Source organism: Nocardia sp. NPDC003269 (assembly GCF_042888005.1).
Lineage (GTDB): Bacteria > Actinomycetota > Actinomycetes > Mycobacteriales > Mycobacteriaceae > Nocardia.
This window is the reverse complement of sequence record NZ_JBIAPA010000001.1, coordinates 1,051,602-1,071,494: the sequence shown is the minus strand read 5'-3', so window position 1 is coordinate 1,071,494 and position 19,893 is coordinate 1,051,602. Positions and strand designations below refer to the sequence as shown.

Genomic DNA, 19,893 nt, shown 5'->3' with positions numbered 1-19,893 from the left:
GTTACTTCACGAAGCCGATCTTGGTGTAGTCGAGCGAAGCCAGGCCCGCCGCACCGAAGTTGGCGAGATCGGCACGCACGCCGACGTTGCCCGCGGACTGGAACAGCGGCACCGAGTGGCCCTCCTCGAAGACCTTCCGGTCGACCTGGTTGGCCAGTTCCTTGGCCTTGTCCGGATCGAGTTCGGAGATGGTCTGCTCGATGAGGGCGTTGAGCTCGGGCGAGCCGATCCGGCCGTAGTTGCCCTGGATGTCGTCCGGGTAGTAGCCGTAGATCTGGGTCAGGCTGCTCAGCGGGAACGGGTCACCGGCCCAGAACCACTGGCCCACATCGAAGTTGCCCGGCTGCAGGACGTCCGAGAACAGACCGGCGCCCGGCTTGGTCTCGATGGTCAGCTTGACGCCGATCTGCGCGAGATTCTGCTGGATGATCTGACCGATCTGGATATTGGTCGGGTCGTTGTACATGACGTCGCGGATCTCGAGCTTGCGCCCGTCCTTCTCGCGCACGTCGCCGTTGAGCTTCCAGCCGAGGGCGTCGAGCTCGCTCGCCGCCGCCGTCGGGTCGAACCCGAGACTGTTGTCCTGGTAGCCGTCCTGGCCGCGCAGGTAGACGTGATTGTTCAGCGGCTGCGGGTCCTGGACGAGACCGTTCTGGATGGCGGTCGCGATGCCCTGCCGATCGATCGCCTTCGAGATCGCGACGCGCACACCCTGTTCCGCGAGCAGCGAACCGGGCGCACCGTTGAAGGTGAAGTGGCCCCAGCTGTTGCCGGGTGCGCGGCGGACCGCGACGCCCGGCGCGTTGCGCACCGACTTCAGGTTGTCCAGGCTGGCCACGCCGACCGCGTCGATCTCGTTGTTCAGCAGCGCGGGCACGAAGGCCGCGCTGTCGAGCACGCTGAAGGTGATTGTGTCGAGCTTCGGCGTCGCACCCCACCACTTGGGGTTGCGGGCGAGGACGACGCGACCCTGCCCGCGGTCGACGGACTGGACGATGAACGGACCGGACGACAAGCCGAGCGCGTTGACCTGACTGTTGTTGAAGGCCTCTGGAGTCGCCGTGGCGGACTTGGGGTACAGGAAGGAGTTACCGGCGAACTGACCACGCCAGTCGGCGTAGTGCTTGTTGAAGGTGATGACGGCCTGTCGGTCGTCGACACCGCGCTCGACCTTTTCGATTCGATCGAAGCCACTGCTGTTCGCGATCAGGAAAGACTTGTCCTTGCCACTGAGCGCGTTGGCCTGGGACTGGAAGTCCTCCCAGGTAATCGGCGAACCGTCCGACCAGACCGCCTTGGGGTTGATCGTGTAGGTCACTTGCTGCGGCTCGGTGTTGGTCAGGGCGACATCGGTGAAGAAGTCGGTGTTGACCGAGAGCTCCGCCGCGGCATTGGTCGTGAACGCGCGCGGCATCACCGGACGCAGAATCGAGCCGGTATCACCGTCGTTGCCGTCGGTGTGCAGGTTGTTCCAGTTCTCCGGCAGCGAGGTGAGCGCGAGCCGCAGGTTGCCTCCGTCGCGCAGCTCGCTGACATCCTTCGGATTGATGTCGTTGGTCGTGCCGAGCGCGGCCTGGCCCTCGGCCGGCGGTTCCTCCGAGCTGCACCCGGCAGCGAGCACACTGACGATGACCAGAGGTATGGCCAGGCGCGTGGTCAATGAACGAATCCGCATGGTCCGCTCCTTTCCAAATGTTCGCTGCACGAGTGCGGCACTTCGGTGATTACTTGACGAAGCCGACCTTGGTGTAGTCCTCCGACGCCAGCCCCGGCGCACCGTAGTTCGCGAGGTTTTCCCGCACCGCGACCGTACCCGCGGACTGCACGATGGGCAGGGAGAAGCCTTCTTCGAAGATCATCCGATCAGCCTTGTTCGCCAGCTCGATGGCCTTTTCCGGGTCGAGTTCGGCGATCACTTCCTCGATCAGGGCATTCAGCTCAGGTGAACCGATGCGGCCCTTGTTGCTCAGCGGGTTGGCCGGGTCGTAGGCGTAGATCTGTGGAAGTGCGCCGAGCGGGAAGATGCTCTTGGACCAGACGAATTGGGCGATATCGAAATTCCCCGGATCGATGACATCGGTGAACAGGCCGTTGCCCGGATAGGTCTCGATCTTCAGTTTCACCCCGATCGCCGCGAGATTCTGCTGCGCGATCTGTGCCATCTGCGTCCAGGTATCCGACTGGTACATGACGTCGCGGATCTCGAGCTTGCGGCCGTCCTTCTCCCGCACGTCGCCGTTGAGCTTCCAGCCCAATTCATCGAGCATGCGAGCGGCCTCGGCCGGGTCGTAGGACACCGATTGGGCGTTGTCCTGATAGCCCTTCTGCCCGACCAGGAAGAGGTGATTGTTCAGCGGCTTCGGGTCGGTCACGATGCCCTGCTGGGTCGCGGTGGCGATGGCCTGCCGGTCGATGCCCTTGGAGATCGCGATCCGGAGCTTCGGGTCGGACAGAAGTGCGCCGGGTGCCCCGTTGAAAGTGAAGTGTGAGAACCGGTTCGCCGAGGCACGTCGGACCTTGACCCCCGGTGTGCCGGTAGCGGCGGTCACCTCCTCGATCCCGCTCAGGCCCGTGGCATCGAGTTCGTTGTTCTGCAACGCGGTCAAGCGGGCCTCGTCAGCGAGGACGCTATAGGTGACGGTGTCCAGCTTGGGGGTGTCGCCCCACCACCTCGGGTTGCGGCTGAGCACGATTCGCTGCTGTGCGCGGTCGATCGAGGTGATGATGAACGGTCCCGACGACAGCGGCATCTCGTTCCGGTACAGATTCTCGAAGGCCTCGGGGGACGAGGTGAGCTGGCGCGGGTACAGCGGATTGAACAGGCCCTTCCATTCCGCGTAGTGCTCGGCGAAGGTGACGATCGCCTGCCGGTCATCGGCACCGCGCTCGACCTTCTCGACGCTGCTGTAACCCTGGTCGTGACTGATCTTGAACGCCGGGTCGCGGCCACTCATTGCGGCAGCTTGCGAGCGCAGGTCCTCCCAGGTGATCGGCGACCCGTCCGACCACACGGCCTTCGGGTTGATCGTGTACACGATCCGCTGGGGATTGGTGTCGGTGAGCTGGACATCGGTGTAGAAGTTGTGGTCGATCGAGAGTTCGCCCGCGGCATCGGCATTGATCGATCCGGGCAGCGTCCATCCGGTGACGTCACTGACCTCCCCGTCGGAATCGACATGGAGGCTGTTGAACGTCTCCGGGAAGCTGGACAGTGCCAACCGGAAGTTGCCGCCGTCGCGGATCGCGTCACGTTCCTGCGGGTTGATGTCGTTGACCGCACCGATCGAACTCGACCCCGATTCCACGGTGGCATCGGATCCACAGCCGCCCAAGACCAGCGTCAACGCGACAGCGGGCGCCGCCACGCGGAAACCGGCGCGACGCAGCCGGGATGCGTAAGTAGCAGTGGTCATTTCGTGAATCCGATCTTCGTGTAGTCGTACGATGCCAAGCCCGGCGAACCGATGTTGGCGAGGGTGGTGCGGGCGCCGAAGCTGCCGTCGGACTGCATGAGGGGCAGGGAGTGGCCCTCCTCGAACACCGCGCGGTCGACCTGGTTGGCCAGCTCGATGGACTTCTGCGGGTCGAGTTCGGTGATGGTGCGTTCGATCAGGGCGTTGAGTTCGGGGGAGCCGATGCGCCCGTAGTTGCCCTGCAGGTCGGTGGGGTCGTAGTAGTAGATCTGGCGGATGCTGGACAGCGGGAACGGGTCGCCCTGGAAGATGAACTGGGCGGCGTCGAAATCGCCGGGCTGGATGACGTCGGTGAAGTAGCCGGCGGAGGGCTTGGTGTCGATGGTCAGGCCGACGCCGATGGCGGCGAGGTTCTGCTGGATGATCTGGGCGATCTGCACCCAGGTCGGGTCGTTGTACATGACGTCGCGGATGACGAGCTTGCGGCCGTCCTTCTCGCGCACGTCGCCGTTGAGCTTCCAGCCGAGCGCGTCGAGTTCCCTGGCCGCGGCGTCGGGGTCGAAGCCGAGACTGTTGTCCTGGTAGCCGTCCTGGCCCTGCAGGAAGATGTGGTTGTTCAGCGGCTTCGGGTCCTCGACCAGGCCGTTCTGCAAGGCGGTGACGATGCCCTGGCGGTCGATGGCCTTCGAGATCGCGACGCGCACGCCCTCTTCGGCGAGGATCGAGCCGGGCGCGCCGTTGAAGGTGATGTGGCGCCAGCGGTTACCGGGCGCGCGGCGGACCACCAGGCCCTCGGTGCCGCGCACGGTCTTCACCTCGTCGATGGTGGTCAGCCGGACCAGGTCGAGTTCGTTGTTCTGGAGCGCCTGCACCCAGGCCGTGTGGTCGAGCACGCTGTAGGTGATGGTGTCGAGCAGCGGCTGCTCGCCCCACCATTTCGGGTTGCGGCCCAGGGTGATCCGGCCCTGACCGCGGTCGGTGGCGGTGATGATGAACGGGCCGGCGGTGAGGCCGATCGCGTCGACCTGACTGGTGTTGAAGGCCTCGGGGGTGCTGGTCACCGACTTCGGGTACAGCGAGCTGTTGCCGGCGAACTGGCCGCGCCAGTCGGCGAAGGGGGTGCCGAAGGTGAGCACCGCCTGCCGGTCGTCGACGCCGCGCTCGACCCGGTCGACGAACTCGAAACCGTTGGTGATGGCGATCAGGTAGCGCTTGTCCCGGCCGCTGAGCGCGTTCGCCTGCGCGGCGATGTCCTCCCAGGTGATCGGGGAACCGTCCGACCACACCGCCTTCGGGTTGATCGTGTACGTCACCCGCATCGGATCGGTGCCGGTCAGCGCGATCTCGGTGAAGTAGTCGGTGTCGACGGTGAGCTTGCCCGCCGCGTCGATCGCGAACGAGCGGGGCATCATCGGGCGCAGGATGTCGGCGATCTCGCCGTCGTTGCCGTCGTTGGACAGCGTGTTCCAGTTGGCCGGGTAGCTGGTCGTGGCCAGCCGCAGGTTCCCGCCCTCGCGCAGGGCTTCGCGCGGCAGGGGGTTGATATCGCTGGTGGTCCCGAGCGCGTCGGTCAGGCCCGTGGCCGAATCGTCGGCGGACCCGCACCCCGCCACGATCATCCCGGCCGCCACCACCACGGCGGCGCAACGCAGCCTGGCACGACGACGGGCTTGCATTCCTCGGGATCTCATGGCGGGGCCTCCTGCGTGATCAGCCGCTGACGACGGGTTCCGGAACGGCCGCGATCAGCGAGCGGGTGTACTCGTGCCGAGGATCGGCGAAGATCTGCTCGGCCGGGCCCGATTCGACGATCTTGCCGCGCAGCATGACGGCGATGTCGTGGGCCAGATTGCGCACCACCGAGAGGTCGTGCGAGACGAACAGATACGACAGCCCGCGCTCGGCCTGCAGGTCACGCAGCAGATTCAGCACGCCGGCCTGGATCGACACGTCCAGCGAGGAGACGGGTTCGTCCAGGACGAGCAGCTGCGGGTCCAGCGCCAGGGCGCGCGCGATGCTGATGCGCTGCTTCTGGCCGCCGGAGAAGTCGGCCGGGTAGCGGTCGGCGTGTTCGGGCCGCAGCCCGACCTGGCGCAGCAGCTCGGGCACCCGGCGGTTGACCTCCTCGCGCGAGCGGCCGTCGATGCGCAGCGGCTCGGCCAGCGCGTCGAAGATCGGCAGGCGCGGATCGAGCGAGGCGCTCGGGTCCTGGAAGACGATCTGCATCTTGCGGCGGATCTCGCGGGTGCGGGCCTTGGTGAGCGTCGCGACGTCGTTGCCGAGCACCTCGATGCTGCCCGACTGCGGCCGCACCAGGTCCATGATCTGCGACAGCGTGGTCGACTTGCCTGAGCCCGATTCGCCGACCAGGGCCAGCGTGCGGCCCGCGCGCACGGCGAAGCTGATGCCGTCGACCGCGCGGACCTCGCCGGTCTTGCGGCGCAGGATCACCCCGGAGGTGAGCGGGAAGGTCTTCACCAGGTCGGTGACCCGCAGGACGACATCGGACTCCACCGCCTCCGGCTGCGCCGGGGTGGCGATCTCCTTGCGGTAGGCGTCGAACAGCTGCGCCGAGCCCACCTCGGCGGTGCGGATACAGGCGACCGAGTGCCGGGGCGCGACCTTCTCCAGCGGCGGCTCGGCGGCGGTGCAGTCGTCGATCGAGACCGGGCAGCGCGGGGCGAACGAGCAGCCGCGCGGCAGGTCGTGCATGGCGGGCGGCGCGCCGACGATCGGGATCAGCGGGCGGCGCGGCGGGCCGTCCATGCGCGGGATGGAACCGAGCAGGCCCACCGTGTACGGCATCCGGGGCGCGGTGAAGAGCTCGGCGACCGGGGCGGTCTCGACGACCTTACCCGCGTACATGACCGCGACCCGGTCGGCGATCGTCGCGGCGATGCCCATGTCGTGGGTGATCATGATGACGCCCGCGCCGGTGATGTCGCGCGCCTTGCGCAGCAGGTCGAGGATCTGCCGCTGCACGGTCACGTCGAGCGCGGTGGTCGGCTCGTCGCAGATGATCAGCGCCGGATCGTTGGCGATGGCCATGGCGATCACCACGCGCTGGCGCATGCCGCCGGAGAACTCGTGCGGGAAGGCCCGGGCCCGCGCCCGCGCGTCGGGGATACCGACGAGCTCGAGCAGTTCGATCGCGCGTTCGGCCGCTTCCTTGCGGTGCATCGTGCCGTGCGCGAGCAGCGCCTCGGCCACCTGATCACCCACCCGGTACACCGGGGTCAGCGCCGAGAGCGGGTCCTGGAAGACCATGCTGACCGAGGAGCCGCGTAGTTTCGACATCTGCTTGTCGCCCAGACCGAGCAGCTCGCGCCCGCGCAGCCGGATCGAACCCTGCACGCGCGCTTGCTCGGGCAGCAGGCCGATCACGGCCAGCGAGGACACCGACTTGCCGGACCCGGACTCGCCGACGATGGCCAGCACCTCGCCGTCGGCCACGGTGTAGTTCACCCCGCGCACCGCGTCGACGCGTCCTTCCTCGCCGGGGAAGGAGACCCGCAGATCGGTGACTTCGAGCAGCGGCGCGGTGGACGTGTTCGAGGTCATCGCTTCTCGGCTTTCTTCAACTCCACCTGCGCTTCGTCCTTCTTCTCCGCGACTTCTTTGCGCGCCTTGCGGGCGCCGCGAGCGCCCGGGTCGAACGCGTCGCGCAGGCCGTCGCCGACGAGGTTGGCGCACAGCACGATCGTGATCAGCAGGCCGCCGGAGAACAGGAACAGCCACGGATAGGTCAGTGCCGACTTGGTGCCCGTCGCGATCAGCGATCCCAGCGACACATCGGGCGGCTGCACACCGAAACCGAGGAAGCTGAGCCCGGTCTCGGCGCTGATCGCCGCGCCGACGGCCAGCGTGGTGTCGATGATCAGGATCGAAGCGATGTTCGGGATGATGTGGCTGATGATCACCTTGTGCGTCGGCGCGCCCATATAGCGTGCGGCGCGCACGAATTCGCGTTCGCGCAGGCTCATCGTCAGGCCGCGGATGATGCGTGCCGCGATCATCCAGCCGAACACGCTGAGCAGCACGATCAGGATGGCGATCGAGCCGGACCCCTTGGTGCGCGGGGCGAAGATCGCGATGATGATGAACGCGGGGACCACCAGCAGCAGGTCGACCAGCCACATGATGGCCCGGTCGGGCCAGCCGCCCAGCAGCCCGGCCACCGCGCCGGCGGTGGAGGCGATGATGCTGGAGAAGATCGCCACGCAGAAGCCGATCACCAGCGACTTCTGCAGCCCGCGCATGGTCTGGGCGAGCACGTCCTGGCCGATCTGGGTGGTGCCGAACGGATGCTCGGCGCTCGGCGGCTTCAACAGGGCCTTGTAGTCGAGCTGCTGGTAGTCCCACGGCAGCAGCGGCGGCAGCGCGAAACTGAGGATGAACAGCAGGATCAGGATCACCGCGCCGACCACGGCGGGCTTGTTGCGCAGGAAGCGGCGCCAGACCAGCTTGCGGCGGCCCGCCGCGGCGGCCTCGGGTGCGCCGACGGCGATGAGTTCGGTTTCGGTCATGACACACGCACCCTCGGGTCGAGCAGCGCCAGCACGATATCGGAGAGCAGACCCGACACCAGCACGACCAGGCCCGCGAAGGTCGCGATCGTGACGACGATGTAGAGGTCCTGGGCATTGATGCCGTCGACGAACCATTCACCGACGCCGTGCCAGCCGAAGATCTTCTCCACGAAGGTGGCGCCGGTGATCAGGCCACCGAGGCTGTAGGCGAACAGGGTGGCCATCGGGATGAGCGCCGTCCGCAGGCCGTGTTTGTAGAGCGCGCGGTTGCGCGAGAGGCCCTTGGCGCGGGCGGTGCGGATGAAATCGCTCTGCAACACGTCGAGCATGGCGTTGCGCTGGTAGCGGCTGTATCCGGCGGCGGCGCCGAGCACCAGCACCAGGGTCGGCAGGACCATATGCTGTGCGCGGTCGACGAACTGGTTCCACAGGCCGACGACCTGGGTGGCCGAGGTCTCGCCGGTGTAGAGGAAGATCTGCGTCCCGGTAGCCGTATTGATCTGTAGCGCACCGTATTTCAGCAGCGTGGCCAGCAGGAACACCGGCGTCGAGATGATCAGCAGCGAGACCACCGTCGCGAAGTAGTCGCTGAATTTGTACTGCCGGATCGCGCTCGCCGCGCCGATCAGCACGCCGAGCACGGTGCCGATCACCGAACCGAGGATCAGCAGCCGCAAGCTCACCGCCACCCGCCTGCCCAGCTCCTCGCTCACCGGCTGCCCGGCCAGCGTCGTCCCGAAATCCCCTTGCACGACGCCGCCGAGCCAGCTGAGATAGCGCTGAGGGATCGGCTCGTCGAGGTGCAGTTGCTCGGCCTTGGCATCGATCACGGACTGTGGCGGGCGCGGATTGCGCTGCTCGAGGCTCTCGAGCGGGTTGAACGTGAGGGATGCGAGGCTGAACGTCAGGAACGAGGCCAGCAACAGGAGCACGATGTAGTTGAGCGTGCGCCGCAACAAGAAGCCGGTCATCAGTCCCCTCTGGATCGGGTAATCAGGCCCTGATCATAAGGACAGTCCGCCGTCCCCGCGTGGCGACGTGCGGCAGGATGGAATGGATGACGCCCCTGCACCCGAAACCGAAGCTGGTGGCCACCGACGTCGACGGCACGCTGATCGACGACGCCGACAAGGTCTCGGCCCGCACCAAGGCCGCCGTCGCCGCGCTCGTCGACGACGGTGTCACCTTCGTGCTCGCCACCGGCAGGCCGCCGCGCTGGATCGACCCGGTGGTCAGCGAGCTGGGGTACGCCCCGCTCGCGGTGTGCGGGAACGGCGCGGTCATCTACGACAGCGCGACCGACCGGATCCTGTCCAGCCACACCCTCGACGTGGACACCCTCGCCTGGCTGGCCGAGCTCGCCGAGCACGCGCTCCCCGGCTGCGGACTGGCCACCGAGCGGGTCGGCGCCAGCGCGCACGACGCGGCCACCCCGCAGTTCGTCAGCTCGCCGACCTACGAGCACGCCTGGCTCAACCCCGACGACACCGTGGTCTCGCATGCCGAGGTCATCGACTCGCCCGCGATCAAGATGCTGATCCGGCTCAGCTCGGCCCGCAGTTCCGACATGCGCGCCGCGCTCGCCCCGCTGGTGGGGGACCGCGCCGAGATCACCTACTCCACCGAGAGCGGGCTGATCGAGATCGCGGTGCCGCGGGTGACCAAGGCGTCGGGGCTGGTCGAGGTGGCGCGGCGGTTCGGGATCGACGAGGGGTCGATCGTGGCCTTCGGCGACATGCCCAACGACGTGCCGATGCTGACGATGGCCGGGCACGGCGTCGCCATGGGTAACGCCCATCCCGAGGCTCGCGCGGCGGCCGACGAGGTCACCGGCAGCAATGTCGACCACGGGGTGGCGATGGTGCTCGAACGCTGGTGGAACTGACCCGCGACATCAACAGCCGGTGCCCTCACGAGGAGGCGCACCGGCTGTTCTTCGCCGTGACCGGGGGCTAGCCGGCCGGGGCGGGTTCGGTGGCGACCGGCGGTTGCGCCGGTGCCGGTTCCACGGGGACGGACTGCGGTTCGGCCGGGACCTGCGGGGCGACCGGCTCGGTCGGCGCCGGAGCGGCGGGTGCCGCGGGGACCGTCGAGGTGGGGGCGGTGGTGGCGGGCGCCTGCTCCGGCTTGGTGCCGTTCATGCCCTCCATCTCGGCCTTGTAGGTCTCGTTGTAGGTCTTCCAGAACGTGGTGACGATGCCGGTCAGCTCGTTGAGCACCAGCGAGCCGTTCTGGAAGTCCGTGCGCAGGCCGTCCGGCACCAGGTAGGCGCTGCCGGTCGGCAGACCGAGCACGCCCGAGTCGCCGCCGAGGCTGAGGTAGCGGTCCAGGATCGCCCCGACCACCTCGAAGACCGCGCCGTTCTCCCCGGAGAAGATGTAGCCGTTGGCGAACTTCGCGTACTGGCGGCCCTGCGCGCCGGACAGCAGATCCGACTTCGGCGCGCCGAGCGGACCGTCGACGCCGCCGCGGCTCACCCAGTGCCTGGCGATCTCGTTCGAGCCGGACAGGCCGAGCAGCTTGTCGACCAGCGCGCCCAGCTCGGCCATGTTGCCCTGCTGCGGTTCCTGTTCCTGCTGTTGCGGCGCGCGGGCCTGCTGGCTCGGCGGCCGTTCCGGCGTCGCGGGGGAGGAGTAGGTGCTGTTGCCCGCGGCGATCCCGCGGATGCGGTCCATCAGGGCGTAGGCGGCGTCACCGGGGCAGTCGGTGTTGCCGACGTCGCGGTGCGCGAACACCGTCGGCAGGTCGACCGCCTCGTCCTGGGCGTACGGGGTGAACTCGGTGCCCTCGGAGTACATGGTGGTGTGGCCCTTGGGGTTGATCCCCGCGAGCTTGGCCCGCCAGCCGACGAACTTGCCGATCGCGTTGATCGACTCGGTGCTCGGCGTCTCGGTCTCGTAGTTGCCCATCAGCGCCACCCCGACGGTGTTCTCGTTGAACCCGCCCGCGTGCGCGCCCTGCACCGCCCGGTCGAGGCCGCCGTAGCGGCCCTCGAAGATCTGGCCGTACTGGTCGACCAGGGCGTTGTAGCCGATGTCGCACCAGCCCAGGGTCTCGGCGTGGTAGGCGTAGATCGCGCGGACGATGCCCGCCGACTCGGCCCGGCTGTAGTCGTTGCGACCGGCCGTGTGGTGCACGGTGATGCCGCCGACGCCGTCGTCGTAGGTGGGTTCCTGGCAGCGGATCGACTCGTCGGCACCCCACTGCGCGCGGGTGATGACCTTCGGGCCACCGCCCGGCAGCGCGGCGGCGACGTCGGTGAGTCCGGCGTCGATGGCGGCGCGGCCCGGGTTGATCAGGATCGCCTTGAGCGCGGCCTCGGTGAGATGGGCCGGATCGCTGTGGTCGGGTCCGGCGACCGGCTTGCGGGTCACCAGCATCTGCACCGCGGTGGTCTCGCCGACGTAGATCGGCTCGGTGCCGGTCGGCGCGTCGGCGGGGGTCTGGTCGGTGGCCCTGGTGTCGACCGGATCGGCGTCGTACCAGGGGCCCCAGTTGCCGTCGAGCTGCCGGGCGCGCAGCTTGGTCGTGGTGTTCACCAGGTCGCGCGCGGTGACCGCGACCATGCTGAACGGGGTGTCCTGGGTGAGCTCCTTGACCTGCGCGCCGACCTGGTCGATCAGGTCGGGCCCGACCGCGCCGGGCGACAGGGCTGGGGTCTCGGGGGTGGTGCCGGGTTCCAGGTTGGCCGGATCGGCGATGAACTTCATCCCGGACGGGCGGTGCTGGACGACCGGCGCGCCCGCCGGGGGCGTGGTCGCGGGTGCGGCCGGTGCCGGAGCGGCCGGTGCCGGAGCCGCCGGTGCGGGGGCGGCGGGTGCCGGAGCCGCCGGTGCCGGGGCTGCGGGTGCCGGGGCTGCGGGCGCGATCGGTGCCGGGGCGGCCGTCGTCGTCGTTGGCGCGGCGGGCGGCGCGGTCGGGACCGAGGTGCTCGGAACCGGCGGCCGCGCGGCGGGCGCGTTGCCCTGCTGGGCGGGCGCGGGCGTCGTGGTGGTCGGCTGCGCCTTCGTCGGGATCGCCGGGAGCGGGATCTCGGTGGGCAGCGCCACGCCCGGTGGAACGGGCAATCCCGGCGGCACCGGAATCGAGGTCGGCAGCGGCAGCATCTGCAGATCCGACAGGTGCAGATCGGGCAGGTCGAGACCGGTCAGTTCGCGCAGCGGGACCGTGATGTCGGGGACGGCGGTCAGCGCGACCTCGGCCAGCTGGGTCGGCACCGCCGCGAGCTGGGAGTCGTTGGTGCTGCGGTAGTCGGTCGAATCGCTCAGCGCGAACGCGCCGACGGGTGCGGCGACGGCGAGCGTGGTGACCACCGGGAGCACGTAGGAACGTTTCGGCTTTCGATATCGCACGTGCCTTCTCCAATCAGGGTCGAGCTCGTAGACCTTGGTGGCATCGGGGTCATCACCGGCAAGTGATGCTTGCTTCCTCGTGCCTCACACACCACACTAGTTAACATACGTCACACATCTAAACCTCAACTTGAGGATTATGTGATTGCTCGAATGTAGCCTTCGGAACCCGCTCGGCCACGACGACATGCCGACGCGAGCTCCGCCGGTCGAACCGCGACACCGTGGGAGCGCAGTATGAGAGCGGACACCAAGATCAACCGCAGTACCCGCAGGGGCACCCGGCGCCGCGCCGTGCCGATGATCAAGACCGCGCCGCTGCCGGTACTGGTCGGTGGCACCGCACTGGCGCTCACCGGCGCGTTCGGGCTGTGGCAGATCCTGCCCGGCCAGGTCGCCCCGACCGTCGGCGCCGGCCACGGACGCGGAATGAGTCAGGTGGGCGCGTTCGACAGCGCCAGGGAGGGCCGGTCCGCCGAGGAGATCCTCGGCCACTACTACCCGGGCGCCGACCTCGGTCAGGTCGGGCCGCTCACCATCGGGGTCCGGCTGCAAGCCCAGGACGACGCCACCCTCGACACCTTCGCCGCCGCGGGCGCGCAGGTCGCGGGCCGGATGATCGGGCCGGGCGAAGCCGCCCACCTCACCCCGCTGCCCGACGGCGGCGCGAATGTCGTGGTGACCACGGGCTGCGACGGCGAAGTGCTGTGGCAGGCCGCGACCGACGATCCGTTCGTCTATCCGCTCGATCCGGCACCGGGCAGGCCCGCCGCCGAACACCTGACGCTGTGCGGCGGTACCGGCTATCGCGGCGCGCTCGGTGTCGCGCTGGAAGGGGGCGCGTACCGGACCGTCAACCAGGTCGATCTCGACGACTATCTCGCCGGCGTGCTGCCCGCCGAGATGCAGGCGAACTGGGCTGATCAGGGTGCGTTCGAGGCGCTGCGCGCGCAGGCCATCGCGGCCCGCTCCTACGCGCTCGCCGAGAACCGCTACGACTATGCGCAGACCTGCGACACCACCGACTGCCAGGTGTATCCGGGGACGGTGAAGGAGGACACGCGCACCACCGAGGCCGTCGCGGCGACCGCGGGCACCGTGCTGCTGCGCGACGGGCTGATCCTGCGCTCGGAGTACTCGGCCGCGCCCGACGGTGGCCGCCCGGCCGACATCGAGACCTTCGCCGTCGGCCCCGCGCCCGGCGATCTCGTCGAAACCGCACCGGCCCCCACCGCTCCCACCGCGCCGACCAGGCCCGACCCGACCATCGAAGCGCTGGCCGGCGAGACCGCGATCGACACCGAGTACCGGCGGATCGGCGGTCCGGAGAGCACCATCGGCGCGCCGATCGGGCCGGAGATGATGCTGCCGCAGCGGGCGGGCACGTACCGGCTGTACACCAACGGTGTCATCGTGGCGACCAAGACGCTCGGTGCCCAGGTGGTCGACTTCTCGACGCTGCTGCAACTGGTGCCGGAGGTGGGCGATCAGCTGCCGCCGTCGGCCTCGGGGCAGCCGAAGGTGACGACGCCGGAGGGGACGGCACCCACGGGTGTCGCGCCGGGAACACAGGCTTCGGTGCCCGCGCATCCCGGCGCGCCTGCCCAGGCCGCCGCGGGCGGTGCTCCGGTCGGCCCGGTGCACGGCCCGGTGAATCCCGTTGCCGTGCCCGCGAATTCGCATGCCGCGCCACACGGCCCGGTGAATCCTGTTGCCGTGCCGCAGGTTCCGGTGAATCCGGCTAACGGTCAGCAAGCTCCCGTGGCCGGTCAGCAGAATCCGGGCGTCTACGACGGCGAGTAGCCGCCTGGGATCAGTCCAGGGTGGTGTCCTCCAGTCCGACGGCCAGGGTGCGCAGGAGTCCGGCGAGCTGCTCGCGGTCCTCGGCGCCGAGTGCCGCGAGCAGGCGCTGCTCGTTGTCCATGTGCAGCGGCAGCAGCCGGTCGACCAGCTCCCTGCCCTCGTCGGTGAGCTGGACGAAGACCGAGCGGCGGTCGTCGGCCGATGGCACCCGGCGGACCAGGTTCTTGGCGGCCAGCCGGTCGATGCGATTGGTGATCGCGCCGGAGGTGACCATCGCGGCGCGGTTCAGCGAGCCCGCGGTCAGCCCGGTGTCGCCGCCGGAGCGGCGCAGCGTCGCGAGCACGTCGAACTCCCAGAATTCCAGGCCGTGACCGGCGAAGAAGCGCTTGAGGTCCTGTTCGAGGACGCGCGAGAGCCGGGTGATCCGGCCGACGATCGCCATCGGTGACACATCGACATCGGGTCGCTGGATCTCCCAGTGCTCGGTGATCAGATCGACGGCGTCCCGCATGCGCATCCCTCTCTATTGAAAATCTTAACGTTCATCTACTTGACGATGAGGCATCCCGCCGGGTAGATATTTCAATGTTGAGATTATCAATCAGGAGCGAACATGACGACGGCAACTCGCCCGACCGGCTACGCGGGCACCCTCGCACTCACCGCACTGACCCCGATCGTCTGGGGTTCCACCTATGCCGTCACCACCGAATTCCTGCCGCCGGACCGGCCGCTGTTCACCGCGCTGATGCGCGCGCTGCCCGCCGGTCTCGCGCTGCTGGCGCTGACCAGGGTGCTGCCGCACGGCATCTGGCTCGGCCGCGCCGCCGTCCTCGGCATCCTCAATATCGGCGCGTTCTTCCCGCTGCTGTTCCTGGCGGCCTACCGGCTGCCGGGCGGGGTCGCCGGCGTGCTCGGCGCGGTGGCGCCGATGATCGCGCTGGGCTTCGCCGCGGTCCTGCTGTCCGAGACGCCGACCCGGCGCAAGGTGCTCGCGGGCCTGATCGGCGTCTTCGGGGTGGCGCTGGTGGTGCTGCGCGGCAATGCCGAGCTGGACACGATCGGTGTCGTCGCCGGTCTGGCCGGCGCGGCGTCGATGTCGGCGGGCACCGTGCTGACCAAGAAGTGGGGACGTCCCGATGGCGTCGGTCCGCTGGCGATGACCGGCTGGCAGCTGACCGCGGGCGGCCTGTTCATCCTGCCGCTCGCCGTCCTGATCGAGGGCGCGCCGCCCGCTATGGACGCGCAGGCCATCGGTGGCTACCTGTACCTCGGCGTCATCGGCACCGCGCTGGCCTACTGGCTGTGGTTCCGCGGGATCTCGCGGGTGCCCGCGACCTCGGTGGCCTTCCTCGGGCTGCTGAGCCCGATGTCGGCCGCGGTCATCGGCTGGATCGCGCTCGGTCAGGCGCTGACTCCGCTACAGGTCCTCGGCCTGGCCATCGCGCTGGGCGGCACCGTGCTCGGTCAGATTCCGCCGAAGCCCGCGTCGACGGTGGGTGCCGCGCGGACCGGAGTCATCACGAAGGTCGCGGTTCTGCCCGTGCCGGAGACGGTTTCGGCCGCGCGCTGAGGTGAACCATCAGCCGCGCATCGCCTGCATCAACTGGTCCTCGGTGAGGGCCGGAACCGGCAGGGGGTGCGCGGCTTTCGCGCGCAGGCCGTCCAGGATCAGCGCGAGGTTGCGGCGCCAGAGATCGGGGGCGACGGTCGCGGTCGCGGCGACCACGCTCGTGTGCGACCAGGTGATGAAGGCGATGTCCTCGAGCGTCCAGTCCGGCCGCAGCGCGCCTGCGGCCTGGGCGCGCTCGATGATCCGGCGCATCAGGCCGTGCCCGTGGTCGCGCGCGCGGGCCAGCGCCTCGCTCGGCGGGTTGCGCAGGGCGAGTTCGCCGAGGATGCGGTCGCTCGCCTGGAGCTCGCAGATCCGCTCGACCAGGACCGTGAACGACTCCCACGGATCGGTGAGCTCGAGCGCCTGCTCGGCGATCCTGGTGCCGGCCTCGACGCGGTCGGCCACGGCGGCGGCGATCAGGTCGTCGCGGGTGGGGAAGCGGTTGTAGAGGGTGCCGATCGCGACGCCCGCGCGTGCGGCGATGTCCTTGAGCGGGGCGTCGAGGCCGCGCTCCTCGAAGAGCTCGCGGGCCGCGGTGACCAGCGCGTCGCGGTTGCGCTTGGCGTCGCTGCGCAACGGCTTGTCCTCGGGCATTCGCCGATCCTACAAATCACCGCTGCCAATTATCTTGAGCCTAGGTTCAACTTGGTGCTATCTTGCGAAAACTTGAACCAATACTCAACTTAGTGAGGTAGTCGGATGAGCACGCTCGCGATCTTCGGATACGGACCCGGCCTCGGCGCCGGGACGGCACGGGAGTTCGGCCGCAACGGTTTTCGGGTCGCGATGATCGGCCGCGACCCGGCCGCGGCCGCCGAACGCGCGGCGGCCCTGCGCGCCGACGGCGTCGAGGCCGAGCCGTTCGCGGCCGACATCACCGATTCCGCGCAGCTGACCGAGGTCGTCGCGCGGGTCGAAGAGAAGCTGGGGCCGATCGAGGTGGCGGTGCACGCGGCGGCCGCGGGGATGTCGATCCGCGCCGAGTCGACCAGGGCGGTCGACCGGCGGTCGCTGGAGCTGCCGTTCGCGCTCAAGGTGTACTCGTCGATCGAGCTCGGCCGGGCGTTGCTGCCGGGGATGCTCGCGCGCGGCCATGGCGCGCTGCTGTTCTCCTCGGGCGCCTCGGAGGCGAATCTGCAGCCCTACCTGGCGAATATGGGTGTCGCGCTGGGGGCCCAGCGGGCCTATGTCCGGCAGCTGGCCGCCGAGCTCGACGGCACCGGGGTCTACGTCGGGCTGCTTGCCATCGGCGCGCTGATCGAGCACAGCGCCGTGCAGCTGGAGATCGACGCGCATCCGGAACTGATCCCCGACGGCCTGGTGCTGCCCCGCATCGGCAATGCCGAGCTCGGTGCCAGGTACTGGCGGATGTACACCGAGCGCGACGCCGTCGAGGTCGAGATCGGGTTCTGAGATTTGGGGTTGACCTTGACGTAGCGTCAACTTGCAGACTGAGGACACCGACGAGAAAGGGACAGGTCATGGCGGGTGAATGGTCCATCCAGGACCTCGCGAAAGCCGCGGGCACCACCAGCCGCACGCTGCGCCACTACGGGCAGCTCGGCTTGCTGGAACCGAGCCGGATCGGCGCCAACGGCTACCGCTACTACGACCAGAACTCCCTGATCCGCCTGCAGCGCATCCTGCTGCTGCGCGAACTCGGCCTCGGCCTTCCGGTGATCGCCGAGGTTCTCGCCGGGGAACAGGACACCGCGGGCGCGCTGCGGACGCACCTGGAGCTGCTGCGGCAGCAACAGGATCTGATCGCGCGCCGGATCGAATCGGTGTCGACCACGTTGCACAAGACCGAAAGAGGTGAACCACTCATGGCCGCAGAGGTTTTCGACGGCTTCGACCACACCCAGTACAAGGACGAGGTCACCGAACGCTGGGGCAAGGAGGCCTACGAGAGCGGCGACCGCTGGTGGCGCTCGCTGAGCGAAGCGGACAAGCAGGGATTCCTGCAGACCCAGCTCGACATCTCCGCCGACTTCGGCAAGGCCCATGCCGCGGGCCTGCCCGTCGACGGCGAGACCGTCCAGGCGATCGTCGCCAGGCACCGCGCCTGGCTCGGCGACGGCACCCAGGGCCGCCCCGTGACCGACGAATACCTGCTCAACCTGGGCGAGATGTACGTCGCCGACCCGCGCTTCCGCAAGAACTACGACGTGCACGGCGACGGCACCGCCGAGTACATCCTCGAGGCCTTCCGCGCCTACGTCGCAGGCCGGACCGCCTGATCGCGTTTCACCCGGCGCCCAGCCGGGAACTAGCAGAAAGCCGCGCCCGGACGCCACCCGCCCGGACGCGGCTTTCGGCGTCTCGGGCTGCCCGGCGTGGCCCCGGGACCTCGGTCGACGGGCTCGATCGGCCGTCGCGCCGTATAACTGACGGCGACGACGACAACGTGCAGGGGATAGTGGTGGATCAGGTGGAGCCCGAGCGGCCTTCTCGCGCGGTGACCGCGCTGGTCGCCGGGTGGCTCGGGGTGCTGGTCGGGGGTGCCGGGATCATCGTCGGCACGGCGACGGCGGTGGTGCGGGCTTTCGGGCGGGAGATCGAGCTCGATTACGCGGGTGCGGGGATCGTCGGCGGGCTGGGGGTGGTGTATCTGCTGGGGGCGGTGCTGCTGTTGCGGCGGCGGATGCTCGGCAGGCGGATTCTGGTGGGGATATCGGGGGCGATGAGCGGGGCGACCTTGCTGGTCGTTGTGCTCAACGGGGCCGGGCACGGGCTGCGGGTAGGGCCGCTGGACTGGTGGCTCGCGCTCAACGCGGTGATCCTGGTGCTCAGCCTGATCGAGCCGACGCGCCGGTGGACCACGACGCGCTAGGCCGACTCGGGATACGGTCGAGCCATGGTCGTGCGGGATGCGAAGTCGAAAGCCGGTGAGGTGACGGCGATCGTCGCCGTGTGCTGTGCCGGTGTTGCCACGGTGGCGAATCTGGTCGGGGCCGTGGTCCTGGTGCGCGCCTTCCTGAACGACCCCGACCGGCTCGACGACTCGCTGGCCCTGTTCGCCACGCTCGGCGCGCTGGTGGCGGCGTTCGCGTTCGGTTACGGCGGCATGCTGCTGGCCCGGCGCGACGAGTCCGGCCGGTGGGTGCTGATCGTGGCGGCGGGCGCGCAGCTCGGGCTCGGCGTGCTCGGGTTGCTGGCGACGCTGGTGAACTACGACTCCGAGTACGGCATCCATTGGTTCGCCGAGGAATCCGTCCTCCGATCGATTCCGATCGGGTTCGGTGGGGTACCCGGTGCGGTGACGGCGATCGTGAACCACAGCTGGGCGGCCGCGCTGGCGGCCGTCGCGCTCGGTGCGTTGGTGCTGGTGCCCGCGGCGCTGCCGTGGACGGCGGCCTACGCTCGGACCGAGCGGGCTGTCGGTTCGGCCGTATAGTTTCGGCAGGTCAGCGGCGCGACGCCGCGCTCGTTTCGGAGGGGGACACCATGGGATACCCGTATGGTCCACAGCAGGGCCACGACCCGTACGCGGGCGGTTACGCACAACCCGGCTACGCGGCCGATCCCTACGCGCAGCAGGGCTACGCCCCGCAGCCGTACGGGTACGCGCAGCAACCCGCGCCCGGATACGGTTACGGCGCACCGGCTTACGGCGCGCCGCAGCGGGCGGGCGGTGGCACCGGGATCACCGCGGCCCTGCTCTCCCTGCTGATCTCGCTGTTCGCGCTGATCGGTCTCGGCGTGGTCGCGGCCACCGAGCTGAACACCGACTCGGTCCGCAGCGACGACGCCCGCGCCGGAACGATCGCCGGTATCGCGATCGCCGCCATCCCCGCCCTGCTGTGGCTGCTCGGCTCGATCCTGCTGTTCCGCCGCAAGACCGCGGGCCGGGTGATCCTGATCATCCTGTCCACGATCGGCCTGCTGATCAGTGCGATCTCGGTCGCGATCGCGGCCAGCGAAGGCGCCCCGCCCGCCGTGGTCATCGGCAGCGTCGTCGCCACCTGCATCCCGCTGCTCATCCTCCTCTGCGCCGCGGCCCCGTCCACGGGTCGCTGGATTCGGGCCGCCCGCCAGCCTGCGTACGCTCCCTACCCGTACTACTGACGCGCGCAGGGGGATCACGCATGAGCTATCCATCCGGGCACACTCCGAGCGAGGGTGTCGCCCAGCCGGTTTCCGCGCTGCCCGCACCGCCGACGGTGCAGTACGGCCCAGGT

17 protein-coding genes are annotated in these 19,893 nt (G+C 69.1%); 8 read left to right on the top strand and 9 right to left on the bottom strand.

All coding sequences use genetic code 11. The features are described 5' to 3' along the window. Position 1: 1 nt before the first annotated feature. The 6 genes from ACFYWJ_RS04855 to ACFYWJ_RS04830 are packed head-to-tail and all read right to left on the bottom strand — an operon-like array spanning position 2 to position 8,913. The gene (locus tag ACFYWJ_RS04855) at positions 2-1,675 is read right to left on the bottom strand and encodes an ABC transporter family substrate-binding protein (protein ID WP_355283582.1); all 1,674 of its coding nucleotides are present in this window, start codon (positions 1,673-1,675) and stop codon (positions 2-4) included. A 49-nt stretch (positions 1,676-1,724) separates the two neighbouring features. After that, on the bottom strand, positions 1,725-3,413 hold the full coding sequence (locus ACFYWJ_RS04850) for an ABC transporter family substrate-binding protein (protein ID WP_355283584.1): 1,689 nt from the start codon (positions 3,411-3,413) through the stop codon (positions 1,725-1,727). Then, a complete protein-coding gene (locus ACFYWJ_RS04845) occupies positions 3,410-5,104 on the bottom strand; it encodes an ABC transporter family substrate-binding protein (protein WP_355283586.1) in 1,695 nt (564 codons plus the stop codon). Before ACFYWJ_RS04845 ends, ACFYWJ_RS04850 begins: the two co-directional genes overlap by 4 nt. Before the next feature lie 19 nt (positions 5,105-5,123). Then, complete coding sequence (locus ACFYWJ_RS04840; protein WP_355283588.1) at positions 5,124-6,974, bottom strand: ABC transporter ATP-binding protein; 1,851 nt, start codon at positions 6,972-6,974, stop codon at positions 5,124-5,126. Beyond that, positions 6,971-7,939 (bottom strand): ABC transporter permease subunit, encoded by a 969-nt coding sequence (locus ACFYWJ_RS04835; protein WP_355283591.1) that lies wholly within the window; start codon positions 7,937-7,939, stop codon positions 6,971-6,973. The genes ACFYWJ_RS04840 and ACFYWJ_RS04835 overlap by 4 nt, the downstream gene beginning before the upstream one ends. After that, complete coding sequence (locus ACFYWJ_RS04830; protein ID WP_355283594.1) at positions 7,936-8,913, bottom strand: ABC transporter permease; 978 nt, start codon at positions 8,911-8,913, stop codon at positions 7,936-7,938. The genes ACFYWJ_RS04835 and ACFYWJ_RS04830 overlap by 4 nt, the downstream gene beginning before the upstream one ends. 77 nt (positions 8,914-8,990) lie before the next feature. Between ACFYWJ_RS04830 and ACFYWJ_RS04825 the strand changes: the two genes are divergently transcribed. Next, complete coding sequence (locus ACFYWJ_RS04825; protein ID WP_355283597.1) at positions 8,991-9,827, top strand: HAD family hydrolase; 837 nt, start codon at positions 8,991-8,993, stop codon at positions 9,825-9,827. A 67-nt stretch (positions 9,828-9,894) separates the two neighbouring features. Here ACFYWJ_RS04825 and ACFYWJ_RS04820 read toward each other — a convergent pair whose 3' ends face one another. After that, a complete protein-coding gene (locus ACFYWJ_RS04820; protein ID WP_355283599.1) occupies positions 9,895-12,294 on the bottom strand; it encodes an N-acetylmuramoyl-L-alanine amidase in 2,400 nt (799 codons plus the stop codon). A gap of 237 nt (positions 12,295-12,531) precedes the next feature. On the opposite strand from ACFYWJ_RS04820, the gene ACFYWJ_RS04815 reads away from it, so the two are divergent. Continuing rightward, positions 12,532-14,097, top strand: coding sequence for a SpoIID/LytB domain-containing protein (locus ACFYWJ_RS04815; protein WP_355283602.1), 1,566 nt, complete (start codon positions 12,532-12,534; stop codon positions 14,095-14,097). A gap of 10 nt (positions 14,098-14,107) precedes the next feature. Here ACFYWJ_RS04815 and ACFYWJ_RS04810 read toward each other — a convergent pair whose 3' ends face one another. Beyond that, the gene (locus ACFYWJ_RS04810) at positions 14,108-14,614 is read right to left on the bottom strand and encodes a MarR family transcriptional regulator (protein WP_355283604.1); all 507 of its coding nucleotides are present in this window, start codon (positions 14,612-14,614) and stop codon (positions 14,108-14,110) included. A 96-nt stretch (positions 14,615-14,710) separates the two neighbouring features. On the opposite strand from ACFYWJ_RS04810, the gene ACFYWJ_RS04805 reads away from it, so the two are divergent. Next, the gene (locus ACFYWJ_RS04805; protein ID WP_355283607.1) at positions 14,711-15,670 is read left to right on the top strand and encodes an EamA family transporter; all 960 of its coding nucleotides are present in this window, start codon (positions 14,711-14,713) and stop codon (positions 15,668-15,670) included. Between the two features lie 9 nt (positions 15,671-15,679). Here ACFYWJ_RS04805 and ACFYWJ_RS04800 read toward each other — a convergent pair whose 3' ends face one another. Then, positions 15,680-16,306, bottom strand: a complete 627-nt coding sequence (locus tag ACFYWJ_RS04800; RefSeq protein ID WP_355283609.1) for a helix-turn-helix domain-containing protein — start codon at positions 16,304-16,306, stop codon at positions 15,680-15,682. A gap of 105 nt (positions 16,307-16,411) precedes the next feature. On the opposite strand from ACFYWJ_RS04800, the gene ACFYWJ_RS04795 reads away from it, so the two are divergent. The 5 genes from ACFYWJ_RS04795 (at position 16,412) to ACFYWJ_RS04775 (ending at position 19,780) form a co-directional block, all read left to right on the top strand. Continuing rightward, the gene (locus ACFYWJ_RS04795) at positions 16,412-17,125 is read left to right on the top strand and encodes an SDR family oxidoreductase (RefSeq protein WP_355283611.1); all 714 of its coding nucleotides are present in this window, start codon (positions 16,412-16,414) and stop codon (positions 17,123-17,125) included. A gap of 68 nt (positions 17,126-17,193) precedes the next feature. Continuing rightward, positions 17,194-17,952 carry a TipAS antibiotic-recognition domain-containing protein gene (locus tag ACFYWJ_RS04790; protein WP_355283613.1) on the top strand — a complete coding sequence of 253 codons (759 nt, stop codon included), beginning with the start codon at positions 17,194-17,196 and terminating at the stop codon, positions 17,950-17,952. Between the two features lie 182 nt (positions 17,953-18,134). Then, the gene (locus tag ACFYWJ_RS04785) at positions 18,135-18,545 is read left to right on the top strand and encodes a hypothetical protein (RefSeq protein ID WP_355283616.1); all 411 of its coding nucleotides are present in this window, start codon (positions 18,135-18,137) and stop codon (positions 18,543-18,545) included. A gap of 24 nt (positions 18,546-18,569) precedes the next feature. Then, positions 18,570-19,109, top strand: coding sequence for a hypothetical protein (locus ACFYWJ_RS04780; protein ID WP_355283618.1), 540 nt, complete (start codon positions 18,570-18,572; stop codon positions 19,107-19,109). A gap of 50 nt (positions 19,110-19,159) precedes the next feature. Continuing rightward, the gene (locus tag ACFYWJ_RS04775; RefSeq protein ID WP_355283620.1) at positions 19,160-19,780 is read left to right on the top strand and encodes a hypothetical protein; all 621 of its coding nucleotides are present in this window, start codon (positions 19,160-19,162) and stop codon (positions 19,778-19,780) included. Positions 19,781-19,893 lie beyond the last annotated feature (113 nt).